This is a genomic window from Pseudomonas sp. MM227 (genome assembly GCF_947090715.1).
GTDB lineage: Bacteria > Pseudomonadota > Gammaproteobacteria > Pseudomonadales > Pseudomonadaceae > Aquipseudomonas > Aquipseudomonas baltica.
The window spans coordinates 378,970-401,788 of record NZ_OX352319.1 but is presented as its reverse complement, the minus strand read 5'-3'; the positions used below and the strand labels follow the sequence as shown (position 1 = coordinate 401,788).

The window sequence follows — 22,819 nt, the reverse complement described above, 5'->3', positions numbered from 1 at the left end:
TGTTAAAACCTCATCAAACTGTTCAGGCGCATATCACTGCGGGTTGGCACGGGTGCTGGACAGCAGCGATTTCAGGTTGGCGGCCTTGGGCTTGACCAACCAGAAGCGACGCAGATAGTCGTCCAGGTTTTCCCAAAGGTTGCGGCCCCATTCGCTGTCGGTTTCGGCGACGTATTCGGCCAGCACGCGCTCCAGGTGAGTACGGTAGGCCTCCATGGCTTCGCCACTGATGCGCTGGATTTCCACCAGCTCGTGGTTGACCCGGTCGACGAAGCTGTTGTCCTGGTCGAGCACGTAGGCGAAACCGCCGGTCATGCCCGAGCCGAAGTTGTAGCCGGTCTTGCCGAGCACGCAGACGAAACCGCCGGTCATGTATTCGCAGCAGTGATCGCCCGTGCCTTCCACGACCGTGTGGGCACCGGAGTTGCGCACCGCGAAACGCTCGCCTGCGGTACCGGCGGCGAACAGCTTGCCGCCGGTGGCGCCGTACAGACAGGTATTGCCGATGATGGCACTGTCCTGGGTCTTGAACGGGCTGCCCTTGGGCGGCACGATCACCAGCTTGCCAGCGGTCATGCCCTTGCCGACGTAGTCGTTGGCATCGCCCTCCAGGTACATGTTCAAGCCACCGGCATTCCAGACGCCGAAGCTCTGGCCCGCAGTGCCCTTGAAACGGAAGGTCAGCGGATTGGCGTTCATGCCCTGGTTGCCATGCAGCTTGGCGATTTCCCCGGAGATGCGCGCGCCGATGGAACGGTCGCAGTTGCAGATGTCCATCGCGTATTCGCCACCGGTCTTGCCCTGAATCGCCGGCAAGGCCATTTCCACCATCTTCTCGGCCAGCAGGCCCTTGTCGAACGGCGGGTTGCGCTCCACCTGGCAGAACTGCGGCTTGTCGGCTGGAATATGGTCGCTGCCCAACAAAGGGGTCAGGTCTAGGTGCTGCTGCTTGGCGGTTTCACCCGGCAGCATTTCCAGCAGATCGGTGCGCCCGATCAGCTCGCCCAGGCTGCGCACGCCCAGCTTGGCCAGCCACTCACGGGTTTCCTCGGCCACGTAGGTGAAGAAGTTGATCACCATGTCGACCGTGCCGATGTAGTGATCCTTGCGCAGCTTCTCGTTCTGCGTGGCCACGCCGGTGGCGCAGTTGTTCAGGTGGCAGATGCGCAGGTATTTGCAGCCCAGGGCAATCATTGGCGCGGTGCCGAAGCCGAAGCTCTCGGCACCCAGGATCGCCGCCTTGATCACGTCCAGGCCGGTCTTCAGGCCGCCGTCGGTCTGTACCCGCACCTTGCCGCGCAGGTCGTTGCCGCGCAGGGTCTGGTGGGTTTCGGCCAGGCCCAGCTCCCACGGTGCACCGGCATACTTGATCGAGCTCAGCGGCGATGCACCGGTGCCGCCGTCGTAGCCGGAAATGGTGATCAGGTCGGCATAGGCCTTGGCCACGCCGGCGGCGATGGTGCCCACGCCTGCCTCGGCCACCAATTTGACCGACACCAGCGCGGCCGGGTTGACCTGCTTGAGGTCGAAGATCAGCTGCGACAAGTCCTCGATGGAGTAGATGTCGTGGTGCGGCGGCGGCGAGATCAGCGTCACGCCAGGCACGGCATAGCGCAGCTTGGCGATCAGGCCGTTGACCTTGCCGCCGGGCAGCTGGCCGCCCTCGCCGGGTTTGGCGCCCTGGGCCACCTTGATCTGCAGCACTTCGGCGTTGACCAGGTATTCGGGAGTGACACCGAAGCGGCCGGTCGCGATCTGCTTGATCTTCGAACTGCGCACGGTGCCGTAGCGCGAAGGGTCTTCGCCGCCTTCACCGGAGTTGGAACGCGCACCCAGGCGGTTCATTGCCTCGGCCAGCGCTTCGTGGGCTTCGGGCGACAATGCACCCAGGGAAATGCCCGCCGAGTCGAAACGCTTGAGAATCGCTTCCAGCGGTTCGATCTGGTCCATGCCCAGCGGTTCGTCGAGCGTCTTGACCTTGAGCAGGTCGCGAATCATCGACACCGGACGGTTGTCGACGATCGCGGTGTATTCCTTGAACTTGCTGTAGTCGCCCTGCTGCACGGCGGCCTGCAGGGTGTTGACCACGTCCGGGTTGTAGGCGTGGTACTCGCCGCCGTACACGAACTTCAGCAGACCGCCTTGCTGGATCGGCTTGCGCGGGCTCCAGGCCTCGGCGGCAAGGGCTTTCTGCTCGACTTCCAGGTCGACGAAGCGCGCGCCCTTGATGCGGCTCGGCACACCACGGAAGCTCAGCTCGCAGACTTCCTCGGACAGACCGATGGCCTCGAACAGTTGGGCGCCGCGGTACGACGCCACGGTGGAGATGCCCATCTTCGAGAGAATCTTGAGCAAACCCTTGGTGATGCCCTTGCGGTAGTTCTTGAACACCTCGTAGAGGTCGCCCAACACTTCACCGGTGCGGATCAGGTCGCCCAGCACTTCATAGGCCAGGAACGGATAGACCGCCGAAGCGCCAAAGCCGATCAGCACGGCGAAGTGATGCGGATCGCGGGCGGTAGCGGTTTCCACGAGGATGTTGCTGTCGCAGCGCAGGCCCTTCTCGGTCAGGCGATGGTGCACCGCACCGGTGGCCAGCGACGCATGCACCGGCAGCTTGCCCGCAGCGATGTTGCGGTCACTGAGCACCAGCAAGGTACGTCCGGCGCGTACCGCTTCCTCGGCCTGATCGGCGATGTTGCGCACGGCCGCTTCAAGGCCCATGGCTTCATCGTAGTTCAGTTCGATGACCTGGCGATCGAAGCCCGGCCGATCCAGGTTCATCAGCGAGCGCCACTTGGCGGGCGAGATGACCGGCGAGCTGAGGATCACCCGCGAAGCATGCTCCGGGGATTCCTGGAAGATGTTGCGCTCGGCACCCAGGCAGATTTCCAGGGACATCACGATCGCTTCGCGCAGCGGGTCGATCGGCGGGTTGGTCACCTGCGCGAACTGCTGGCGGAAATAGTCGTAAGGCGTGCGCACGCGACGCGACAGCACGGCCATCGGCGTGTCGTCGCCCATCGAACCCACGGCTTCCTGGCCTTGTTCACCCAGTGGGCGCAACACCTGGTCGCGCTCCTCGAAGGTCACCTGGTACATCTTCATGTACTGCTTGAGCTGGTCGCTGCTGTAGAAGGCCGAACCGTGGTCGTTGTCTTCCATGGTCGACTGGATACGCAGCGCACTCTTGCGCAGCCACTGTTTGTAGGGGTGGCGCGACTTCAGGCGGTTGTCGATGTCATCGGTGTGCAGCACCTGGCCGGTTTCGGTGTCGACGGCCAGGATCTGGCCCGGGCCCACACGCCCCTTGGCGATGACGTCCTCGGGCTGGTAGTTCCACACGCCGATTTCCGAGGCCAGAGTGATGTAGCCATTCTTGGTGGTGACCCAGCGCGCCGGACGCAGGCCGTTGCGGTCGAGCAGGCACACGGCATGGCGGCCGTCGGTCATGACCACGCCGGCCGGCCCATCCCAGGGCTCCATGTGCATCGAGTTGTATTCGTAGAACGCCCGCAGGTCCGGGTCCATGGTCTCGACGTTCTGCCAGGCCGGCGGAATCAGCATGCGCACGCCACGGAACAGATCGATACCACCGGTGACCATCAGTTCGAGCATGTTGTCCATGCTCGAAGAGTCGGAACCCACGCGGTTGACCAGCGGGCCGAGCTCTTCCAAATCCGGGATCAGATCGTTGGCGAACTTGGCGCGACGGGCCAGCGCCCAGTTGCGGTTGCCGGTGATGGTGTTGATCTCGCCGTTGTGGGCGAGAAAGCGGAATGGCTGGGCCAGCGGCCATTTCGGCAGGGTATTGGTGGAGAAGCGCTGGTGGAACACGCAGATGGCGGTCTGCAGACGCTCGTCGGACAGGTCTGGATAGAAGGCCGTGAGATCGGCCGGCATCATCAGGCCTTTGTAGATGATGGTCTTGTGCGAAAAACTGCAGATGTAGTGATCGGTGTCGGCGGCATTGGCCACGGAGGACCGGCGGCGGGCACTGAACAACTTGATCGCGAACTGCTGATCGCTCAGGCCTTCGCCCCCGACGAACACTTGCTGGATTTTTGGCAGGCGCTCAAGGGCCAGGCGGCCCAGCACGCTGGTGTCGATGGGCACGTCGCGCCAGCCGACCAACTGCAGGCCGGCAGCCTCGATTTCGCGGTTCATGTTTTCGCGGGCCGCTTGGGCGCGTACCGGGTCTTGATTGAAGAAGACCATGCCCACGGCATATTGCTTGGGCAGTTCGTTGCCGAAGTGCTGTCGGGCGATGGCACGCAGAAACAGGTCGGGCTTCTGGATCAGCAAGCCGCACCCGTCGCCGGTCTTGCCATCGGCGTTGATCCCACCGCGGTGGGTCATGCAGGTCAGGGCCTCGATGGCCGTTTGCAACAGGTTATGGCTGGGCTCACCCGACATATGGGCAATCAGGCCAAAACCGCAGTTATCCTTGAATTCATCCGGACGATACAGACCTGTTTTCATAGACACATTCTCACCAGGCTGCCTCTTGTTCGAGGCAATTTCTTTTCGATTCAACTAGTTACCACACGCGCCGAACGTTCGCCGGCTTTGCGGGGGCAAAAGGGAGGTCATTGTACACAGCGCTACGGGTGGTCACAAATTCAGCGACGAAATCAATAACTCATTTGTCGCAAATGTGAACGTTTCCAGCAGGCTATTGTGATAGCGACTTGAGCTGGATTCTGAATCCCGCAGCCTGACAGTGCAAGCCCGCATGCCTGCAGGGCCCGTGCTTGAGCCTCTCAGAGCAAACCAGGGAACAGGGACGGCGAAGCCTGCCTCGCAGTGCGGGGCAGGCTCGGGATTCAGATGACGCCGGAGGGTGGGGCGGCGGGGATAGGGTGCCGCCCGACAATCAGCGAGCTGTCGCGAGGTCCTGTTGGACGCTGGCGACAGTGCGTGGCCAAGGTTTACCAGCCTGGACCTTGGCTGGCAAGTTCTTGATGGCGGCAACGGCGGCATCACGGCTGGCGAAACTGCCATAGGTGATCACGTAGAGCGGTTTGCCTTGCAGGGTTTTCTTGAAGTAGCGGAACTCGCCACCCTGTTCCTTGACGTAGGCCTGCGCAGCGCCTTCGTTGCTGGTCCCCAGAATCTGCACCACATAATTGCTTGGCGACTGCCCGGCATACCAGCTGCCGCCGGCGGCAGCTTTGCCGGCCGCTGCAGGGGCCGCCGGAGCTGGCTTGGCCGCCACGGTGGGCGCAGGCGCAGGCTTGACGGCAGTGGTCGGCGCAGGTTTGGTAGTTGCTGGCGGAGCTGTCTGACGCGCAGGCGCCGGGCTCGGCGCAACCGCTGCAGGCGAACCTGCCGGCACACCGGCTGGCGGTGCGATGGTGGTCACGGTAGGCGGCTGCGGCGACGTATTCACCGCGTCGCCCGTCTCTTCTCCGTCGCCCATGCCGGTGGACTCGGCCAGCGGGCCACGCATGACCGGCTGCTGTCCATTCATCGGCAACGACTGCGAACTGCCATTGAATTCGACCGATGGATTGCCGTTGTTGGACTGAGCTGCACTTGGCTGCCCCTGCCCCATTGGCAACTGGGCCTGTTCTGTCGTGCTCGGTGCCTTGCCGTCGCGGCTGGGGATCAGCCAGGCGGCAGCCACAGCGACGACGACAACGGCGGAAATCGCCAATACGTGTTTCTTAGGCATCTTAAACCCCATAGCAGGACGCTTCACCGACGAGCGGCTAGCGATCATGGCCTCGATCAGCGCGTCACGAGCAACCTGGTTGATGGCTCCTGGCCAACCATCCGAGTTCTCGTGAATGTCGGCGATCTGATCATTGGTGAGCAACTGGATTCCCTTACCGGCACCCTCCAGACGCAGCGCCAGGTATTCGCGGGTTTCCTCGAGGCTGTACGGTTGCAGCTCGATCACGTGGAACAATTCCTGCCCGGCGCTGAACTGCTCCAGGCCCGCGATCAATGAAGGCTCGCCGAACAGGAACACATGTGGGCGCCCGTCCGCGGTGCCCGCCGCCAACGCCAGCAGGGCTTCGAGTGCGGATTCGTCGAGTTGTTCCGCGTCGTCCACCAGCAGGTAGACTTCCTGCCCGGTCAGCCCCAACTGGACGATCTGCGCCAGCAGGGCCGGCACTTCCAGAGTATTGAGGTTGAGCGATTGGGCGACCTGGGTCAGCACGCTGGCGGCGTCGCCGGCCCCGCGCGCCGACACCACGATGCTTTGCACCGACTGCTTGTTGGTACTGGCGACCAAAGCCTGGCGCAGCAGGGTCTTGCCACTGCCATGGGGGCCGGTAACCACCAGCAACAGCTGGCTATAGCGCGCCAGATGGTGCAATTGGCCCAGTACCGGCTTGCGCTGGGCCGGGAAGAATTTGAAGCCAGGCACCCTTGCGGCGAAGGGGTCATGATCCAATTGGTAGTGGCCGAGAAAGGCCTCATCGGCATGCAGACTTGTCATCGAACTCTCGTAGAACAAAGGTGGATCGTTGATGGGTTGCTGGAAACACGTCCTGCTGGAACAGGCTCCACTAGGCTTCCAGCCCGGCGACGATGGCGCGGTAATCCGCTTCCAGGGTCGCCTGAAGCACATCGTGCGGGTAGTCGGCGGTGATCACTGCTTCGCCGATGCTGCGCAGCAGCACCAGGCGCAGACTGCCATCCAGCACTTTCTTGTCGATTGCCATGTGCTCGAGGAAATCGGTCGGCGTCATTTCCGCCGGCGGCACCACCGGCAGGCCGGCGCGCTGCAGCAGACGAATGCCGCGATCCCGCTCGGCCTGGGTGATCCAGCCAAGGCGCATGGACATCTCCAGCGCCATCACCGTACCGGCCCCCACGGCCTCACCGTGAAGCCACACACCATACCCCATATGGGTCTCGATGGCGTGGCCGAAAGTATGCCCCAGGTTCAGCGTGGCGCGCACACCGGACTCGCGTTCGTCCGCACCCACCACTCGTGCCTTGGCCTCGCAGGAACGGGCAATGGCCAGCGTGAGGGCCGCCTGATCGAGCGCCCGGAGGGCATCGACGTTATCTTCCAGCCAGCCCAGGAACAGTTCGTCGCAGATGAATCCGTACTTGATCACCTCCGCCAGCCCCGCCGACAGCTCGCGCGGCGGCAAGGTGGCCAGGGTGGTGGTGTCGATCACCACCGCTTGCGGCTGATAGAACGCACCGACCATGTTCTTGCCCAGCGGATGGTTGATGCCGGTCTTGCCGCCCACCGACGAGTCGACCTGGGACAGCAGCGTGGTCGGCACCTGGATGAAATCGACACCGCGCTGGTAGCAGGCAGCAGCGAACCCGGCCATGTCACCAATGACACCGCCGCCCAAGGCAATGACCGTAACGCGCCGATCCAGCCGTGCCGTGAGCATGGCATCGAAAATGGTCTGCAGGGTTTCCCAGTTCTTGAACGCTTCGCCGTCCGGAAGCACCACGGGCACCACCGAATAGGCGCCCAGGGTCTGGGTCAGGCGATCCAGGTAGAGCGGCGCCACCGTGGCGTTGGAGATGACCGCCACCTTTCGCCCGGCAATGTGCGGGGCCAGCAGCCCAGCCTGATCTAGCAGCCCTTCGCCAATGTAGATCGGATAGCTGCGTTCGCCGAGGTCAACCTTGAGTGTCTGCATGTGTCCCCACTATTGTTCTGTGAATCGAATGCCGTCAAACGGCGCCCTGCGCCGGTGGCGGATGGCCGCGCGTACGGCCTTCAGCGCGGCGGCAGGCGTTGCAGGCGTTCGAGGATATCGAGGACCACCATGCGCGGTGGGCGCTCGTCGGTCTGCACCACCAGGTCGGCGATCTCGCGGTACAGCGGATCGCGGATTGCCAGCAGGGCCCGCAGCGTGGCCTCCGGGTTGGCGGTGCGCAATAGAGGCCGATTGCGATCGCGTGCCGTGCGACCGACTTGCTGTTCGACCGAGGCGTGCAGGTAGACCACGCGCCCGCCGGCGTGCAATGCCTGGCGGTTTTCATCACGCATGACCGCGCCACCGCCGGTAGCCAGCACCAGGCCGTCGAACTCGCACAGCTCGGCCAGCATGGCCTGCTCGCGGTCGCGAAAGCCGGCCTCGCCTTCCTGATCGAAGATCCACGGGATATTCGCTCCGGTACGGGTCTCGATTTCCTTGTCGGAATCCTTGAACGGCAACCGAAGCTCTTTGGCCAGCAAACGGCCAATGGTGCTCTTGCCTGCACCCATTGGCCCAACAAGTATCAAATTTCGCACAGAATCAACGACTCACAGCAATCGCCTGGTTATTCATGATACGCGGTGTCAAGAATACCAGCAGCTCGGATTTGGCTTCCGACACGACATCCCGACGGAAAAGGCGCCCAACATACGGCACGTCGCCCAAAAAGGGCACCTTGTCCACGGTTTTACTTTGCGTGTTGGAGAAAACCCCACCGATGACGATGGTCTCGCCGTCGTTGACCAGCACCTTGGCGTTGACCTCGTTCTTGCTGATCGGCGGTACACCCAGCACCGCGTTCAGGTAGTCGGGCTCATCCTTGGTGACCTTCACTTCCATGATGATGCGGCTGTCCGGGGTGATCTGCGGCGTCACCTCAAGTGACAGCGAGGCCTCCTTGAACGACACCGTGGTGGCGCCGCTGGAGCTGGCCTCCTGATACGGTACCTCGGTGCCCTTGAGGATCTTCGCGGTTTCCTTGTCCGAGGTCACCACCTTGGGCTGGGAGACGATCTCGCCATTGCCGGTGCTTTCCATGGCACTGAGCTCCAGGTCCAGCAGAACGTTGTTGGTCACGAAGCCCAGGCCGATGCCGGAGGTTGCATCGGCGGCCCCCAGGTCGATGAAGGGCGTGTTGCTGCCGACGTCGGCGCCGGTGTTGCCGGCTTCGTCGCCATTGTTGTCCAGGCCGTAGGCCGTCCAGTTGTTCTTGCCCCTCAGGTTGGTCGAACCGCCCCAACGCACGCCCAGCGCCTTGTTGTAGCCGACGTTGGCTTCGACGATGCGCGCCTCGATCATCACCTGACGCACCGGAATATCCAGTTGGGTAACGATACGACGCAGTTCGTCGAGGCGATCCTGGGTCTGGTAGGCAATGATGTTGTTGGTGCGTTCGTCGACGGTGATCGAGCCACGCTCGGTCTCGACGTTCTCGCCACGGGTCACCGACTGGAACAGCTTGGCGATGTCGGCAGCCTTGGCATAGTTGACCTGCATCAACTCGCGGCGCAGCGGCGCCAGCTCCTGGATCTGCCGCTGCGACTCCAGCTCCTGGCGCTCGCGGGCGGCAATCTCGTCGGCCGGGGCCACCAGCAGCACGTTGCCGACCTTGCGTTTGTCCAGGCCCTTGGTCTTGAGCACCAGGTCCAGCGCCTGGTCCCAGGGAACGTTCTGCAGGCGCAGGGTGATGCCACCCTGCACCGTGTCACTGGCCACCAGGTTGAGGTTGGTAAAATCGGCGATCAGCTGCAGCACCGAACGCACGTCGATGTCCTGGAAGTTCAGCGAGAGCTTCTCGCCGGTATAGACATTGCGCTCGACATTGCGCCGCGCGACGTCCTCGTTGGTCAGCGGCCGCACACTGATGGTCAGGCGGTTTTCGGTCTGGTACGAAGAGTAGTCGAAGCTGCCGCTGGGCTCGATGGTCACGGTCGCGCCAGTGGCGCCGACCGAGGAGTTGACGAACTGCACCGGGGTCGCGAAATCCTTCACGTCCAAACGCACGCGCAACGGATCGGGCAGCTGGGTCTTGGCGAAAGTGAGCAGGATCTTGCCGCCCTGCTCCTGGATATCGGGGCTGATGGTCGGGTCGCTCAGGTCGATGATGACATTGCCCTCACCCAGCTCGCCGCGCTGAAAATCGACGTTGCGAATGGCCCGGCCGACGGGCACCGCCGCGCGCGCAGGCGCAGGCGCAGGCACGGCTGCGGGTCGCGGGGCGGGCCTGGCCGCTGTCGGCGCCGGTATCGCCGTACCCTGCAGGGCCGCGGCACCCTCGCCCACCAACACGAACAGGTCGTTGCCCTGCACACGGGTGCTGTAGGGCGCCAGCTTGGTCAGGTTGACGATGATCCGCGTGCGGTCGGTGGCCTCGACCACCACCACGCTGCGGGCGTTGCCCACGCCCAGGTCGCGACTGCGGGCGCCCAGCTGACTGGTCACGCCAGGCAGGTCGAGGGCGATCCGGGCCGGTTGCTCGGTGGTATAGCCGCGTGGCGCCGTGACCGGGCCGTCGAACGAAAGCTTGAGCTCGACGCGATCACCGGGCAGGGAAGCAACGTCGAGCGTCTTCAAGTTCGCGGCCATGACGATCGGTGAAAGCATCGCTATCCCTAGCGAAATACCGAAGGCTGAGAGAATCCTGTTCATTTTCGAGTTCCACTAGACATGCTTGACCCAAGCCCTTTACGAGCGCTCTTTGAGCGGGATGGTGCGAGGCCGCTCCAACCAACCACCATCCCCATCGGGAACGATTTCAACGACATCGACCTGGGCATCGCTGATGGCGATGATCCGCCCGTCGTTGCGACCCAGGTAATCGCCTACCTTCAGGCGGTGCACGCCACCGGCGCCACGCATCAAGGCAAAGCGCCCACCGGCGTTGCCCAGGGTGCCGACCATTTCGAAATCCTCGATGTTGAAACCCTCCAGGAATTGCTTGACTCGCGCCGTGTCGGGCTTGATGAGCCGGGAGCCCTTCTGCCTGTTCACCAGTTCGATCTTGATCGGTGGCTGGAACGGACTGCGCAACGACGCAGCCTCGTAACTGAACGCCTGATAGGGCGCAAAGCGCGGTATCGGTTCGATCTTGCCCTTGGGCCTGGCCTTAACCTCGGCCATGAATGCGTCGAGGTCGGCGAAATCGCCGTTGCCACCGCAACCTGCCAGCACCAGCATGCACGCGGCCAGGCCTGCAACGAATACTGCTTTCATTTCGCTTGCCCCTGTGTCGGTGCCGCGTCCGCGCCAGGCAGGCCTTGATCGTTGTAGCGGTAGGTCTTGGCCAGGATACTCATGCGCAGCTGGCTGTTGCTGGCCTTCGGATCCACGGGTTTCACTTCGAAATCGTGCAGGGTGACGATCCGTGGCAGGCTGGCCACGCCACTGACGAAGGTGGCCAGGTCGTGGTAGGTGCCGGTCACGCTGATCTGTATCGGCAGCTCGATATAAAACTGCTGGGTCACCTCAGGCAACAATTTTATTTCTTCGAACTCCAACCCCGAACCCAGACCGGTGCGCGTGATGTCCTCGAGCAGGCCCGGCACTTCGGTGTCGCTGGGCAACTGGCGCAGCATCGCGCCGAACGACGTTTCCATTTCCTGCATCTGCTCGGTGTAGGTTTCCAGGTTCGCCGCCTGGAAGGCCTTGGTGGAGAACTGCTCCTTGAGCGCAGTTTCCTGATCGGCCTGCTGCTGCAATTGCGCTTCGAGGTCCGAGATGTGGAAGTTGTAGCCCAGGCCGAGAATGAGCGCCATCAGCAACACGCCGGCAATCACCTTGACCGCAGTCGGCCACGAACCGATGTTGTTCAGGTCAAGCTCGCTGAGCTCGACCTTGCGCAGGCTGTCCATCCAGCTCGAAGGGTTCATTTGTCGTCCCCTTCGGCCTGGACCGGAGCGGTCTGGCGCACGTTCAGCTGGAAACTGTTGGCGCCGTTGACGTCGGCACTGGTGTTGGCCTTGACTTCGTTGAGGGCGGGCGCTTCCAGCCAGGGCGAAGCGTCGAGGTTGCGCAACAGGTCGGACACGCGGTTGTTGGTCTCGGCGGCGCCGGCAATGGCAATGCTCTTGTCGGTCATTTTCACGTCGGTGAAGTACACGCCGTCGGGCAGCGTGCGCGCCATCTGGTCGAAGATGCGCCCGATGATCGGGCGGTTGCCCTGCAGGTCCTGGATGGTTTTCATGCGCTCGAGCAATTGCTTGCGCCGCGCCTTGAGCTCACTGATCGACTTGATGCGCTGATCGAGCAGGACGATCTCGGACTGCAGGTGGGCATTGCGCGCCGTCTGGGTGTCGATGGCATTGCCGATGAATCGGTCCGCCAGAAAAATGACCGCGATGGCGCCGACCAGCACGCCGGCCATGGCAATCAGGAATTGTCGCTTGCGCTCTTCTCGCAGCTGCTCGCGCCACGGCAGCAGGTTGATCCTTGCCATCTAGTCGAAGCTCCTCAGCGCCAGGCCACAGGCGATCATCAAGGCCGGTGCATCGCTGGCCAGCGCACCGGCGTTGACCTTGCTGCTCAGGGCCATGTCGGCGAACGGGTTGGCCACCAGGGTCGGGGTGCCCAGGCGTTGCTGGATCAGCCGATCCAGGCCGGAAATCGAAGCGGTGCCACCGGCGAGCATGATGTAGTCGACATCGTTGAACTGGCCGGCGGCAAAGAAGAACTGCAGCGAGCGCGACACCTGCTGTACCACGGCATCCTTGAACGGTTGCAGCACTTCGGCCACATAGTCGTCGGGCAGCCCGCCCTGCTTCTTGGCCAGGCCGGCTTCCTCGTTGGAAAGGCCGTAGCGGCGCTGGATTTCCTCGGTCAGCTGGCGCCCACCGAACAACTGCTCGCGGGTATAGATGATGCGGCCGTTGTGCAGCACGCTGAGGGTGGTCATGGTCGCGCCGATGTCCACCACGGCCACGGTCAGGGCCTGGTTGCCACCGGCCAGCTGCGCGGTGAGCAGGCCAAAGGCACGCTCCAGCGCATACGCCTCGACATCCACCACCTTGGCGCTCAGCCCGGCCAGGGCCAGGGCAGCCTCGCGGACCTCGACGTTTTCCTTGCGGCAGGCAGCCAGCAATACCTCGACCCGCTCGGGGTTGCGCGCCGAATAGCCCTGCACTTCGAAGTCGATGGCGACTTCTTCGAGGGGGTAGGGAATGTACTGGTCGGCCTCAACCTTGAGCTGGGTTTCCAGCTCGTCGTCCGACAGGCCGGCGTCCATCTCGATGGTCTTGGTGATCACCGCCGAACCGGCCACGGCCACCGCGACGATGCGGGTACCGGTGCGCGCCTTGACCAGCACGCGGCTCAGGGCATGCCCGACGCCTTCGAGTTCGGCAATGTTCTTCTCGACCACGGCATTGGCCGGCAACGGTTCCACGGCATACGACTCGACCCGGAAACGGTTGCCCGTGCGGCTCAGCTCGAGCAATTTGACCGACGTGGAACTGATGTCGATGCCCAATAGCGAATGTGCTTTCTTGCTGAAGAGTCCACGCACAACCGATTCCCTATTACTATCCGCGACTTACGGACCCTTTGTCGTACGAGGCATTTAATAGCAGTCTTGACAGAAGCGCAAATGACGCTCCGGGTCGAAAAATGCTTATAATGCCCAGCGTTTTTTCCACGTACCGCGTGCTGCGCTTAACCCATTCTTTTATCTGGAAATCCAAAAGCCTTGATACGCCTGCTGAAGTTTTTCTGGTGGTCTTTCCTCGCCGTCGTCTGCGGGCTGTTGCTCGTGCTCAGCGGGGCATTTCTGTATCTCAGCCCCAGCTTGCCGTCTGTCGACGCCCTGCGCAGCGTCGAGCTGCAGATCCCCCTGCGGGTCTTCAGCAGCGACGGAAAACTGATCGCCGAGTTCGGCGAGATGCGCCGCTCGCCGATCAAGTTCGCCGAGATTCCGCCATATTTCATCCAAGCCCTGTTGTCCGCAGAAGACGACAATTTCGAAAACCATTACGGCGTCGACCCCAGCAGCCTCATGCGCGCCGCCTCGCAGCTGGTGCGCAGCGGTCATATCCAGACCGGCGGCAGTACCATCACCATGCAGGTCGCCAAGAACTATTTCTTGACGTCCGAACGCAGTTTTTCACGCAAAATCACTGAAATCCTCCTTGCCTTGCAAATCGAGCGCCAACTTACCAAGGATGAGATTCTCGAGCTGTACGTGAACAAGATCTACCTGGGCAACCGGGCCTACGGGATCGAAGCCGCCGCACAGGTGTATTACGGCAAGTCGATCCGCGACGTAAGCCTGGCGCAGATGGCGATGATCGCCGGCCTGCCCAAGGCGCCTTCGCGCTTCAACCCGCTGGCCAACCCGGTGCGCAGCAAGGAGCGTCGCGACTGGATCCTGGGGCGCATGTTCCGCCTGGGCAAAATCGACGAAGCCAGCTACAACGCTGCCGTCGGCGAGCCGCTCAACGCCAGCTATCACGTGCCCACGCCGGAAGTCAGCGCGCCGTGGATCGCCGAAATGGCCCGTGCCGAAATGGTCGGGCGCTACGGCAGCGAGGCCTATACACAGGGCTTCAACGTCACCACCACGGTGCCGAGCAATCTGCAGGAAGACGCCAACCACGCCATCAGCTCCGGGCTGATCGCCTACGATCAACGCCATGGCTATCGCGGTCCGGAAGCTCGCCTGCCCGGCAAGACGCCGCGCGAGTGGGCCCAGGAACTGACTCGCCAGCGTCCGCTGAACGGCCTGGAGCCTGCCATCGTCACCAAGGTCGACAAGACGGGCATCGTCGTGCTCACCCGCGACGACAAGCAGGAGTCGATCGCCTGGGACAGCATGAAATGGGCGCGCCCCTTCATGAACACCAACAGTGTCGGGCGCACGCCTGCGCAGCCGTCGGACGTTGCGCAGGTAGGCGATCTGATCCGCGTGCAGCGTCAAGACGATGACACCTTGAAGTTCAGCCAGGTACCGACGGTGCAGAGCGCGCTGGTGTCGCTGGACCCGCGCACCGGCGCCATCCGTGCCTTGGTCGGTGGTTTCTCGTTCGAACAGAGCAACTACAATCGTGCGATGCAGGCCAAGCGGCAGCCGGGCTCCAGCTTCAAGCCGTTCATCTATAGCGCGGCACTGGACAAGGGCTACACGCCCGCCAGCCTGGTCAACGACGCCCCCATCGTGTTCGTCGACGAGTCGGTGGACAAGGTCTGGCGACCCAAGAACGACACCAATACCTTTCTGGGCCCGATCCGTCTGCGTGAAGCACTGTACAAGTCGCGCAACCTGGTCTCGATCCGCGTGCTGCAGAGCCTGGGTGTAGACAGCACCATCGACTACATCAGCAAGTTCGGCTTCAACAAGCAGGACCTGCCCCGCAACCTGTCGCTGGCACTGGGCACCGCCACCCTAACACCGATGGAAATCGCCACGGGCTGGAGCGTGTTCGCCAATGGCGGCTACAAGGTTTCGCCGTACCTGATCGAGCGTATCGACAGCCGCAACGGCGAGACCCTGTTCCGCGCCAATCCGCCGACGGTACCGGCCGACGACATCGCCGCCGCCACGCCCCAGGCGGCACCGGCCAGCGCGACCACGGTATCGGCCCCCATCGCGGTGGACGCCACCTTGACGCCAGGCGCCGCCCCGGCCCCGGTGATTGCCGAGCGGATCATCGACGGGCGCACCGCGTTCATCCTCACCAGCATGCTCGAGGACGTCATCAAGAAGGGCACCGGGCGCCGCGCCATGGCCCTGGGTCGCACCGACCTGGCCGGCAAGACGGGCACTACCAACGACTCGAAGGATGCCTGGTTCTCGGGCTACAACGCCGACTACATGACCACTGTCTGGTCGGGCTTCGACCAGCCTGAAACCCTGGGCCGGCACGAGTTTGGCGGCACCGTTTCACTGCCGATCTGGATGACCTACATGGCCGCCGCGCTCAAGGACAAGCCGGCTCATGTGCAGCCCGAGCCCGACGGCATCCTCAGCCTGCGGGTAGACCCGATCAGCGGCCGCGCGGCCGCACCGGGCACGCCGGGCGCCTACTTCGAGCTGTTCAAGAGCGAAGACACACCGCCTTCCAACAGCGAGTTCGGTGGCGGCAGCGCACCGGGCAGCCCGCTCCCGGCAGACGAATCGGCGCCGATCGACCTGTTCTGATACCAGACCGCGTCGATCCCTTCGCGGTCACCACAAAAAAAGCCCCGACTCTCGCGAGTCGGGGCTTTTTCATGGCGCTTCCAAAGGCTTAGCCGTTGAACACGTCATCCACGCTCTGCAGCGGGTAATGCTTGGGGTACGGCAGGGTGGCCACACCGGTCTCGATCGCAGCCTTGGCCACGGCGTCGGAGATCAGGGTGATCAGGCGTGGGTCCATCGGCTTGGGAATGATGTACTCGCGACCGAATTCCAGCGAGATACCGCCGTAGGCGTCGCAGACTTCCTGGGGCACGGGCAGCTTGGCCAGTTCACGCAGGGCGTTGGCGGCGGCGATCTTCATTTCTTCGTTGATACGCTTGGCGCGAACGTCCAGGGCACCACGGAAGATGAACGGGAAGCCCAGCACGTTGTTGACCTGGTTCGGGTAGTCGGAACGACCGGTGGCCATGATCACGTCGTCGCGGGTGGCGTGCGCCAGTTCCGGTGAGATCTCCGGATCGGGGTTGGAGCAGGCGAACACGATCGGATTGGCGGCCATCGACTTCAAGCCTTCGGCGCTCAGCAGGTTGGGGCCCGACAGACCGACGAATACATCGGCGCCCTGCAGGGCATCGGCCAGGGTGCGCTTCTCGGTGGTGTGGGCGAAGACCGCCTTGTACTGGTTCAGGTCGTCGCGGCCGGCGTGGATGACGCCCGTGCGGTCGATCATGAAGATGTTCTCGATGCGAGCGCCCATGCTGACCAGCAGCTTCATGCACGAGATGGCGGCGGCGCCCGCGCCCAGGCAGACGATCTTGGCGTCTTCCAGGGTCTTGCCGGCGATTTCCAGCGCGTTGATCATGCCGGCTGCGGTGACGATCGCGGTACCGTGCTGGTCATCGTGGAACACCGGAATGTCGCACTGCTCGATCAGCGCGCGTTCGATTTCAAAGCACTCGGGCGCCTTGATGTCTTCCAGGTTGATGCCACCGAAGGTGATCGAGATACGCTTGACGGTGTCGATGAAGGCCTGCGGGCTTTCCGAGTCGACTTCGATGTCGAAGACGTCGATGCCGGCGAAACGCTTGAACAGAACGCCCTTGCCTTCCATGACCGGCTTGGAAGCCAGCGGGCCGAGGTTGCCCAGGCCCAAAATGGCGGTGCCGTCGGAGATGACCGCTACCAGGTTACCCTTGCCGGTGTACTTGTAGGCCAGCTCGGGATCGCGACCGATTTCGCGAACGGGCTCGGCTACACCGGGGCTGTAGGCCAGCGACAGGTCGCGGGCGGTTGCAGTGGGCTTGGTGAGTTCGACGCTCAGTTTGCCTGGGCGTGGATGGGCATGGTACTCGAGAGCGGCAGTTTTCAAATCTGACATTGGGGGCGTTCCGCTTTTACGTTGGTCTGACGAGACCCGCGAGGATACGCAAGATGCCTACACCCGACAAGACTACCCGGTCACATGCGTCAAGGCCCCTGGCCTACGACTTTCGGCGGGTACCGACAGGGCCGTCGAGGGCCTGCGAGGCAGCCCATGCACAGGCGCCTCTGGCCGGTTCACGGCTGTATCTGCACCATCTGCGGGGTGCTCACCGGCAACATCCAGCGCAACTGCCCGGCAGCCCGATTGCCGCGCCGATTGCGATCCAGCACCCAGCCGCGGGCCTCGACCTTTTGGCCTTTCAGGGCATCGAGCCAGCCTTCGGGGAACAGCGCGAACACCTTGGGCGCGACGTGCAGGACCACCGAGTCGTCCAGTTCGATCCAGGCCCCGGCGCGGTTGCGTTCGACCTTGCTGACCCGCCCGCCGAGCAGGGCGAAGCCGGCACGCTCCACCTGCGCGGCGGCGATGGCCGGCGATTGACGCCACAGCCCCAGCCCGGCCTTTCGAGCGGCGTGCTCGGCCTGCTGCTGGCAGGCCACCTGCTCGACATTGGGCGCCACCGCGACCTGCAGGGCCAGCCCTTCGGCCAGCAGTTGCGCCTCGAAGTTCAGCCCGCCGCGGCCATAGACATGGGCCAGGGTGCGCTGGTAGCGATCCTGGCTCTCGCGGCCCAACTGCAGGCCGACCAGGCCGTCGCTGTCATCGACCAGCGCCTGCAATCGGCGCCGCGCGGCCGCGGCGTAGGGCTCGTCGCCGCGCCCCTGGCGACCGATCTCAGGCGCATTGATACCGATCAGGCGGACGCTGCGGCCATCCTGCAGGCGCAGGGTATCGCCATCGATGACCTGGCGGACCTGGGCGGTGCCCAGCCCGCTCGGAGCCGGGCAGAAGGCCTCGGCCTGAGCGGAGCCGAGCCAGAAAGCGCCCACAAAAAAGGCGCCCGCAAGGGGCGCCTTCTTCAACAGCGAGAGCAAACCAATCAAGCTTTCTTGGCGCCGAAGCCGCCGAAACGCTGCTTGAAACGGTCAACACGACCGCCAACGTCCAGGGTCTTCTGCTTGCCAGTGTAGAACGGGTGGCATTCGGAGCAGACGTCGAGGCTCAGTGGCTTGGCCAGAGTCGAACGGGTCTTGATGACGTTACCGCAGCTGCAGGTAGCGTCGATGGCTTCGTATACTGGATGGATATCGGCTTTCATGGTGACTTCCTCAGGCTGCGTGCCGCCACCCGACACCATTGTCGAGTACCGCACGTAATTAGGCCGCGTATATTAACAGAACAGGGCGAACACGCAAGGTGTCGCTCGCACCGGCCGTCGTCTGCTAGTCTGCGCACCTCGAACCCCGTGCGAGCGGCAACCAGCCGCGACCCGTAAATCACGTAGGAGCGGTCTCCGGCCGCGAATGGCGCACCGCGTCATTTCGGTAACACCGCGGCGCAGCCCTCGCGGCCGATGACCGCTCCTGCGACTGCAGTTGCTTCCACTCAAGAGAACTCCCGCGTGCCCGACGTCATCCTGCGCCTCGCCCTGCCCTCGCCGCTGCGACGCCTGTTCGACTACAAGGCGCCCGCCAACACTGCGCACACCGTGTTCATGCCCGGCATGCGCCTGCGGGTGCCGTTCGGGCGGCGGGAAATGATCGGCATCCTGATCGAAGTGGCCAGCCACAGCGACGTACCGGCCGACAAGCTCAAGCCCGCCATTGCCCTGCTCGATGCGGTAAGCCCCCTGCCACCTGCGCTGTTCAAGTTGTGCCTGTGGACTTCGCAGTACTACCAGCACGGCCTGGGGGACACCCTCAGCTGGGCGTTGCCGGTGCTGCTGCGTCAGGGCGAACCGGCCGAAGCGCGCCAGGAGCGCTTCTGGCACGCCGCCGCCGATGCACGACTGGACGATCCGCGCATCGCTCGCGCGCCCAAGCAGCGCGATGCCCTCAAGACCCTGGCCCAGCACCCCCATGGCGTCGCCCATCAGCTGTTGAGCAAGCTGCAACTGAACAAGGACAGCCTCGACCTGCTGCTGGCCAAGCAACTGGTCAGCGTGGAAGTGCGCCGCCACGGCCCCGGGCCGCGGGCCGAACACTGGCTGGCGCAACCGGAACTGCCGCTCAACGAAGAGCAACGCGCGGCTTTCGAGGCGATTCGCGCCAGCCTCGGCGGCTTCCATGCGTTTCTCCTGGCGGGCGTGACCGGCAGCGGCAAGACCGAGGTGTACCTGCAACTGATCCACGAATGCCTGGAAGCCGGCAAACAGGCGTTGGTGCTGATCCCGGAAATCAACCTCGGCCCGCAAACCCTGGCGCGCTTCGAGCAGCGCTTCAACGCACGCATCGCGCTGGTGCACTCGGCGGTCAATGACCGCGACCGCCTCGACGCCTGGCTGGCGGCACGCGATGGCGAGGCCGACATCATCATTGGCACCCGCTCGGCGCTGTTCACGCCGATGAAGAACCCTGGGCTGATCATCATCGACGAAGAGCATGACGGCTCCTATAAACAGCAGGAAGGCCTGCGTTACCACGCACGCGACCTGGCGCTGGTGCGCGCCAGCCAAGAGAACATTCCCATTGTGCTGGGCTCGGCCACGCCTTCCCTGGAGAGCCTGCACAACGCCCATACCGGCCGCTACGGCCTGCTGCGCATCGACCATCGCGCCGGTGGCGCCCAGCAACCCAAGTTCATGCGCCTGGATGTAAAGAGCCGGCCGCTGGACAGCGGCATCAGCGGACCGATGCAGCAGGCCATCGGCCAGACCCTGGCCAATGGCCAACAGGTGCTGGTGTTTCTCAATCGCCGCGGCTTCGCGCCTACCCTGCTGTGCCACGACTGCGGCTGGTTATCCGAGTGCCCACGCTGCGATGCCCGTACCACGGTCCACCAACGCTCGGGCGAGTTGCGCTGCCATCATTGCGGGCATGTCGAACGCGTGCCGCGCCAGTGCCCCAAGTGCGGCACGGTGGACCTGCGTCCGGTCGGCGCCGGCACCGAGCGCGCCGAGGAACGCCTGGCGATCCTCTTTCCCGATTACCCGGTGCTGCGCGTCGACCGCGACAGCACCTCGCGCAAGGACGCGATGAACCAGCTGTTCGCAACCATCCAGAAAGGCCATCCGTGCATCCTGGTCGGCACCCAGATGCTTGCCAAGGGGCATCACTTTCCACGGGTCACCCTGGTGTCGATTCTGGATGCCGACGGCGGGCTGTTCTCCGGCGACTTCCGCGCCAGCGAGCGCATGGCACAGTTGATCGTCCAGGTGGCAGGCCGCGCCGGGCGCGCGGAGGAACCGGGCAAGGTGATCATTCAGACCCACCTGGCCGACCACCCGCTGCTGGTGCAACTGACCGAGCAGGGCTACTTCGCTTTCGCCGAGCAGGCCCTGGCCGAGCGACGGGGCGCAGGCCTGCCGCCCTTCGCGCACCTGGCGCTACTGCGTGCCGAAGCGCACAAGCCGGGCCAGGCCGAAGCCTTTCTGGATGAGGCCTGTGCGGCAGCCGAAGTGCTGGTGGCGCAACTGGCCCTGGGCGGCCTGGAGCTGCTGGGGCCGGTCCCGGCACCCATGGAACGGCGCGCCGGACGCTATCGCGCACAGTTGCTGGTCCAGGCAACGCTGCGCGCCCCGCTGCACCGCCTGCTCAATGCCTGGATGCTGCAACTGGAGCAACTGCCGAGCGGGCGACAGGTGCGTTGGTCGCTGGATGTGGACCCGGTGGATTTGTATTGAGATAGGCGCACCTGAGGCAGGGATCGGCGGCGTCCGCCGTCGCGGCTGGCGCCGCTGCTACAGGGGTGGTGGTTTGCAGGGGGGATTTGCGGGTTGGCAACCCCGGCCAACAACCGGATAATGCCCAGTTTTTCCACCCGTGCATCCAGCACCGCCGTACCTGCGGTCGACCGAGAACCCCATGAAAGACACCATTCGCCAGCTGATTCAACAAGCCCTGACCCACCTTGTCGCCGAAGGTGTGCTGCCAGAAGGTCTGACGCCGGCAATCCAGGTGGAAAACTCGCGCGACAAGAAGAACGGCGATTTCGCCAGCAACATCGCCATGATGCTGGCCAAGCCTGCCGGCATGAAGCCGCGCGACCTGGCAGAAAAGCTGATTGCCGCACTGCCGACCGACGAGCAGGTGAGCAAGGTGGAAATCGCCGGCCCCGGCTTCCTCAATTTCTTCCAGAACAGTGCGGCTCTCGCCGCGCGCCTGGATGCCGCCCTGGCCGATGCCCGCATCGGCGTGCGCAAGGCCGGCCCCGCGCAGCGTGTGGTGGTCGATCTGTCTGCACCCAACCTGGCCAAGGAAATGCACGTAGGCCACCTGCGCTCGACCATCATTGGCGACGGCGTGGCCAATGTGCTGGAGTTTCTTGGCGATACCGTGATCCGCCAGAACCATGTCGGCGACTGGGGCACGCAGTTCGGCATGTTGCTGGCCTATCTCCAGGAAAAGCCCGCCACCAGCGACGAGCTCTCCGACCTCGAGAATTTCTACCGCGCGGCCAAGCAGCGCTTCGATGAATCCGCAGAGTTCGCCGAGCGTGCCCGCGGCCTGGTGGTCAAATTGCAGGCCGGCGATGCCGAATGCCTGGCCTTGTGGAAGCGCTTCAACGAAATTTCCCTGTCGCACTGCCAAAGCACCTACGAGCGCCTGAACGTCAAACTGACGCCGGCCGACGTGATGGGCGAAAGCGCCTACAACGACGACCTCGCCAACGTGGTCGCGGACCTGCGCGCCAAGGGTCTGCTGGTGGAAAGCAACGGCGCGCAGTGCGTGTTCCTCGAAGAATTCAAGACGGCCGAAGGCACGCCCCTGCCGGTGATCGTGCAGAAGGCCGGTGGCGGTTATCTGTACGCCACCACCGACCTGGCAGCGGTGCGCTATCGCAGCAACGTGCTCAAGGCTGACCGCGCGCTGTACTTCGTCGACCAGCGCCAGGCCCTGCACTTTCAGCAGGTGTTCGAGGTCGCGCGCCGTGCCGGTTTCATCACCAACGGCATGCAGCCGGAGCACATGGGTTTCGGCACCATGAACGGCGCCGACGGACGTCCGTTCAAGACCCGTGACGGTGGCACCGTGAAACTGGTCGACCTGCTCGATGAAGCCGAGCAACGCGCCTACACCCTGGTCAAGGAAAAGAACCCCGAGACCGCCGAGGCCGACCTGCGCGTGATCGCCCGAGCCGTGGGCATCGGGGCGGTGAAATATGCCGACCTGTCCAAGCACCGCACCAGCGACTACAGCTTCAACTTCGACCTGATGCTCAATTTCGAAGGCAACACCGCGCCCTACCTGCTCTACGCCTATACCCGCGTGGCCGGTGTGTTCCGCAAGCTGGGCAAGAACTTCGCGGACGTCGAAGGGCAGATCGTGCTGGAAGCCGAGCACGAGAAGGAACTGGCTGCCAAGCTGGCGCAGTTCACCGAAGTACTGAACAACGTCGGCGAGAAAGGCACGCCCCATGTGCTGTGCACTTACCTGTACGATGTGGCCGGGCTGTTCTCCAGCTTCTACGAGAACTGCCCGATTCTGGCGGCCGAACACCCCGCTCAGCAACACAGCCGCCTGCGCCTGGCGGCGCTGACCGGTCGCACCCTCAAGCAAGGATTGGCTCTGTTGGGCCTGGAAACACTGGAGCGTATGTAAG

15 protein-coding genes are annotated in these 22,819 nt (G+C 63.7%); 3 read left to right on the top strand and 12 right to left on the bottom strand.

Translation table 11 applies throughout. From position 1 onward, the window contains the following. Positions 1 to 33: 33 nt before the first annotated feature. From gltB to ONG87_RS01755, 9 genes are all read right to left on the bottom strand, one after another. Positions 34 to 4,482 carry a glutamate synthase large subunit gene (gltB, locus tag ONG87_RS01795; RefSeq protein ID WP_264382094.1) on the bottom strand — a complete coding sequence of 1,483 codons (4,449 nt, stop codon included), beginning with the start codon at positions 4,480 to 4,482 and terminating at the stop codon, positions 34 to 36. Between the two features lie 394 nt (positions 4,483 to 4,876). After that, positions 4,877 to 6,451, bottom strand: a complete 1,575-nt coding sequence (locus ONG87_RS01790; protein ID WP_122480664.1) for an SPOR domain-containing protein — start codon at positions 6,449 to 6,451, stop codon at positions 4,877 to 4,879. A 70-nt stretch (positions 6,452 to 6,521) separates the two neighbouring features. Continuing rightward, positions 6,522 to 7,625 carry a 3-dehydroquinate synthase gene (gene aroB / locus ONG87_RS01785; protein ID WP_264382093.1) on the bottom strand — a complete coding sequence of 368 codons (1,104 nt, stop codon included), beginning with the start codon at positions 7,623 to 7,625 and terminating at the stop codon, positions 6,522 to 6,524. Between the two features lie 80 nt (positions 7,626 to 7,705). After that, positions 7,706 to 8,224 (bottom strand): shikimate kinase AroK, encoded by a 519-nt coding sequence (gene aroK / locus ONG87_RS01780; protein ID WP_043191342.1) that lies wholly within the window; start codon positions 8,222 to 8,224, stop codon positions 7,706 to 7,708. Between the two features lie 4 nt (positions 8,225 to 8,228). Next, on the bottom strand, positions 8,229 to 10,337 hold the full coding sequence (gene pilQ, locus ONG87_RS01775; protein WP_264382092.1) for a type IV pilus secretin PilQ: 2,109 nt from the start codon (positions 10,335 to 10,337) through the stop codon (positions 8,229 to 8,231). Between the two features lie 36 nt (positions 10,338 to 10,373). Beyond that, entirely contained in the window at positions 10,374 to 10,901 is a 528-nt protein-coding gene (gene pilP, locus ONG87_RS01770; RefSeq protein WP_264382091.1) for a type 4a pilus biogenesis lipoprotein PilP, read from the bottom strand. Then, positions 10,898 to 11,557, bottom strand: a complete 660-nt coding sequence (gene pilO / locus ONG87_RS01765) for a type 4a pilus biogenesis protein PilO (RefSeq protein ID WP_122480444.1) — start codon at positions 11,555 to 11,557, stop codon at positions 10,898 to 10,900. Before pilO ends, pilP begins: the two co-directional genes overlap by 4 nt. Next, positions 11,554 to 12,123, bottom strand: coding sequence for a PilN domain-containing protein (locus ONG87_RS01760; protein ID WP_185794938.1), 570 nt, complete (start codon positions 12,121 to 12,123; stop codon positions 11,554 to 11,556). Before ONG87_RS01760 ends, pilO begins: the two co-directional genes overlap by 4 nt. After that, complete coding sequence (locus tag ONG87_RS01755) at positions 12,124 to 13,188, bottom strand: pilus assembly protein PilM (RefSeq protein ID WP_122480446.1); 1,065 nt, start codon at positions 13,186 to 13,188, stop codon at positions 12,124 to 12,126. A gap of 180 nt (positions 13,189 to 13,368) precedes the next feature. Between ONG87_RS01755 and ONG87_RS01750 the strand changes: the two genes are divergently transcribed. Continuing rightward, positions 13,369 to 15,816: a penicillin-binding protein 1A gene (locus tag ONG87_RS01750; protein ID WP_264382090.1), complete on the top strand. Its 2,448-nt coding sequence runs from the start codon at positions 13,369 to 13,371 to the stop codon at positions 15,814 to 15,816. 88 nt (positions 15,817 to 15,904) lie between these two features. Here the strand turns inward: ONG87_RS01750 and ONG87_RS01745 are convergent, their stop codons facing one another. The 3 genes from ONG87_RS01745 to rpmE all read right to left on the bottom strand — a co-directional run bounded on the left by ONG87_RS01745 (position 15,905) and on the right by rpmE (position 18,377). Next, positions 15,905 to 17,173 (bottom strand): malic enzyme-like NAD(P)-binding protein, encoded by a 1,269-nt coding sequence (locus tag ONG87_RS01745; protein WP_122714552.1) that lies wholly within the window; start codon positions 17,171 to 17,173, stop codon positions 15,905 to 15,907. A 179-nt stretch (positions 17,174 to 17,352) separates the two neighbouring features. Further along, positions 17,353 to 18,159, bottom strand: coding sequence for a thermonuclease family protein (locus ONG87_RS01740; RefSeq protein WP_264382813.1), 807 nt, complete (start codon positions 18,157 to 18,159; stop codon positions 17,353 to 17,355). Beyond that, positions 18,159 to 18,377, bottom strand: a complete 219-nt coding sequence (rpmE, locus tag ONG87_RS01735; RefSeq protein ID WP_043193699.1) for a 50S ribosomal protein L31 — start codon at positions 18,375 to 18,377, stop codon at positions 18,159 to 18,161. The genes ONG87_RS01740 and rpmE overlap by 1 nt, the downstream gene beginning before the upstream one ends. A 303-nt stretch (positions 18,378 to 18,680) precedes the next feature. Between rpmE and ONG87_RS01730 the strand changes: the two genes are divergently transcribed. Next, on the top strand, positions 18,681 to 20,900 hold the full coding sequence (locus tag ONG87_RS01730; protein WP_122480449.1) for a primosomal protein N': 2,220 nt from the start codon (positions 18,681 to 18,683) through the stop codon (positions 20,898 to 20,900). 181 nt (positions 20,901 to 21,081) lie between these two features. Beyond that, positions 21,082 to 22,818, top strand: a complete 1,737-nt coding sequence (gene argS, locus ONG87_RS01725) for an arginine--tRNA ligase (RefSeq protein ID WP_122480450.1) — start codon at positions 21,082 to 21,084, stop codon at positions 22,816 to 22,818. Position 22,819: the final 1 nt, after the last annotated feature.

Coding starts and splice junctions, on each gene's coding strand:
- aroB (WP_264382093.1), bottom strand. CDS start 7,625: ATGCAGACACTCAAGGTTGACCTCGGCGAACGCAGCTATCCGATCTAC.
- argS (WP_122480450.1), top strand. CDS start 21,082: ATGAAAGACACCATTCGCCAGCTGATTCAACAAGCCCTGACCCACCTT.
- pilO (WP_122480444.1), bottom strand. CDS start 11,557: ATGAACCCTTCGAGCTGGATGGACAGCCTGCGCAAGGTCGAGCTCAGC.
- ONG87_RS01790 (WP_122480664.1), bottom strand. CDS start 6,451: ATGACAAGTCTGCATGCCGATGAGGCCTTTCTCGGCCACTACCAATTG.
- gltB (WP_264382094.1), bottom strand. CDS start 4,482: ATGAAAACAGGTCTGTATCGTCCGGATGAATTCAAGGATAACTGCGGT.
- pilQ (WP_264382092.1), bottom strand. CDS start 10,337: ATGAACAGGATTCTCTCAGCCTTCGGTATTTCGCTAGGGATAGCGATG.
- ONG87_RS01745 (WP_122714552.1), bottom strand. CDS start 17,173: ATGTCAGATTTGAAAACTGCCGCTCTCGAGTACCATGCCCATCCACGC.
- pilP (WP_264382091.1), bottom strand. CDS start 10,901: ATGAAAGCAGTATTCGTTGCAGGCCTGGCCGCGTGCATGCTGGTGCTG.
- rpmE (WP_043193699.1), bottom strand. CDS start 18,377: ATGAAAGCCGATATCCATCCAGTATACGAAGCCATCGACGCTACCTGC.
- ONG87_RS01760 (WP_185794938.1), bottom strand. CDS start 12,123: ATGGCAAGGATCAACCTGCTGCCGTGGCGCGAGCAGCTGCGAGAAGAG.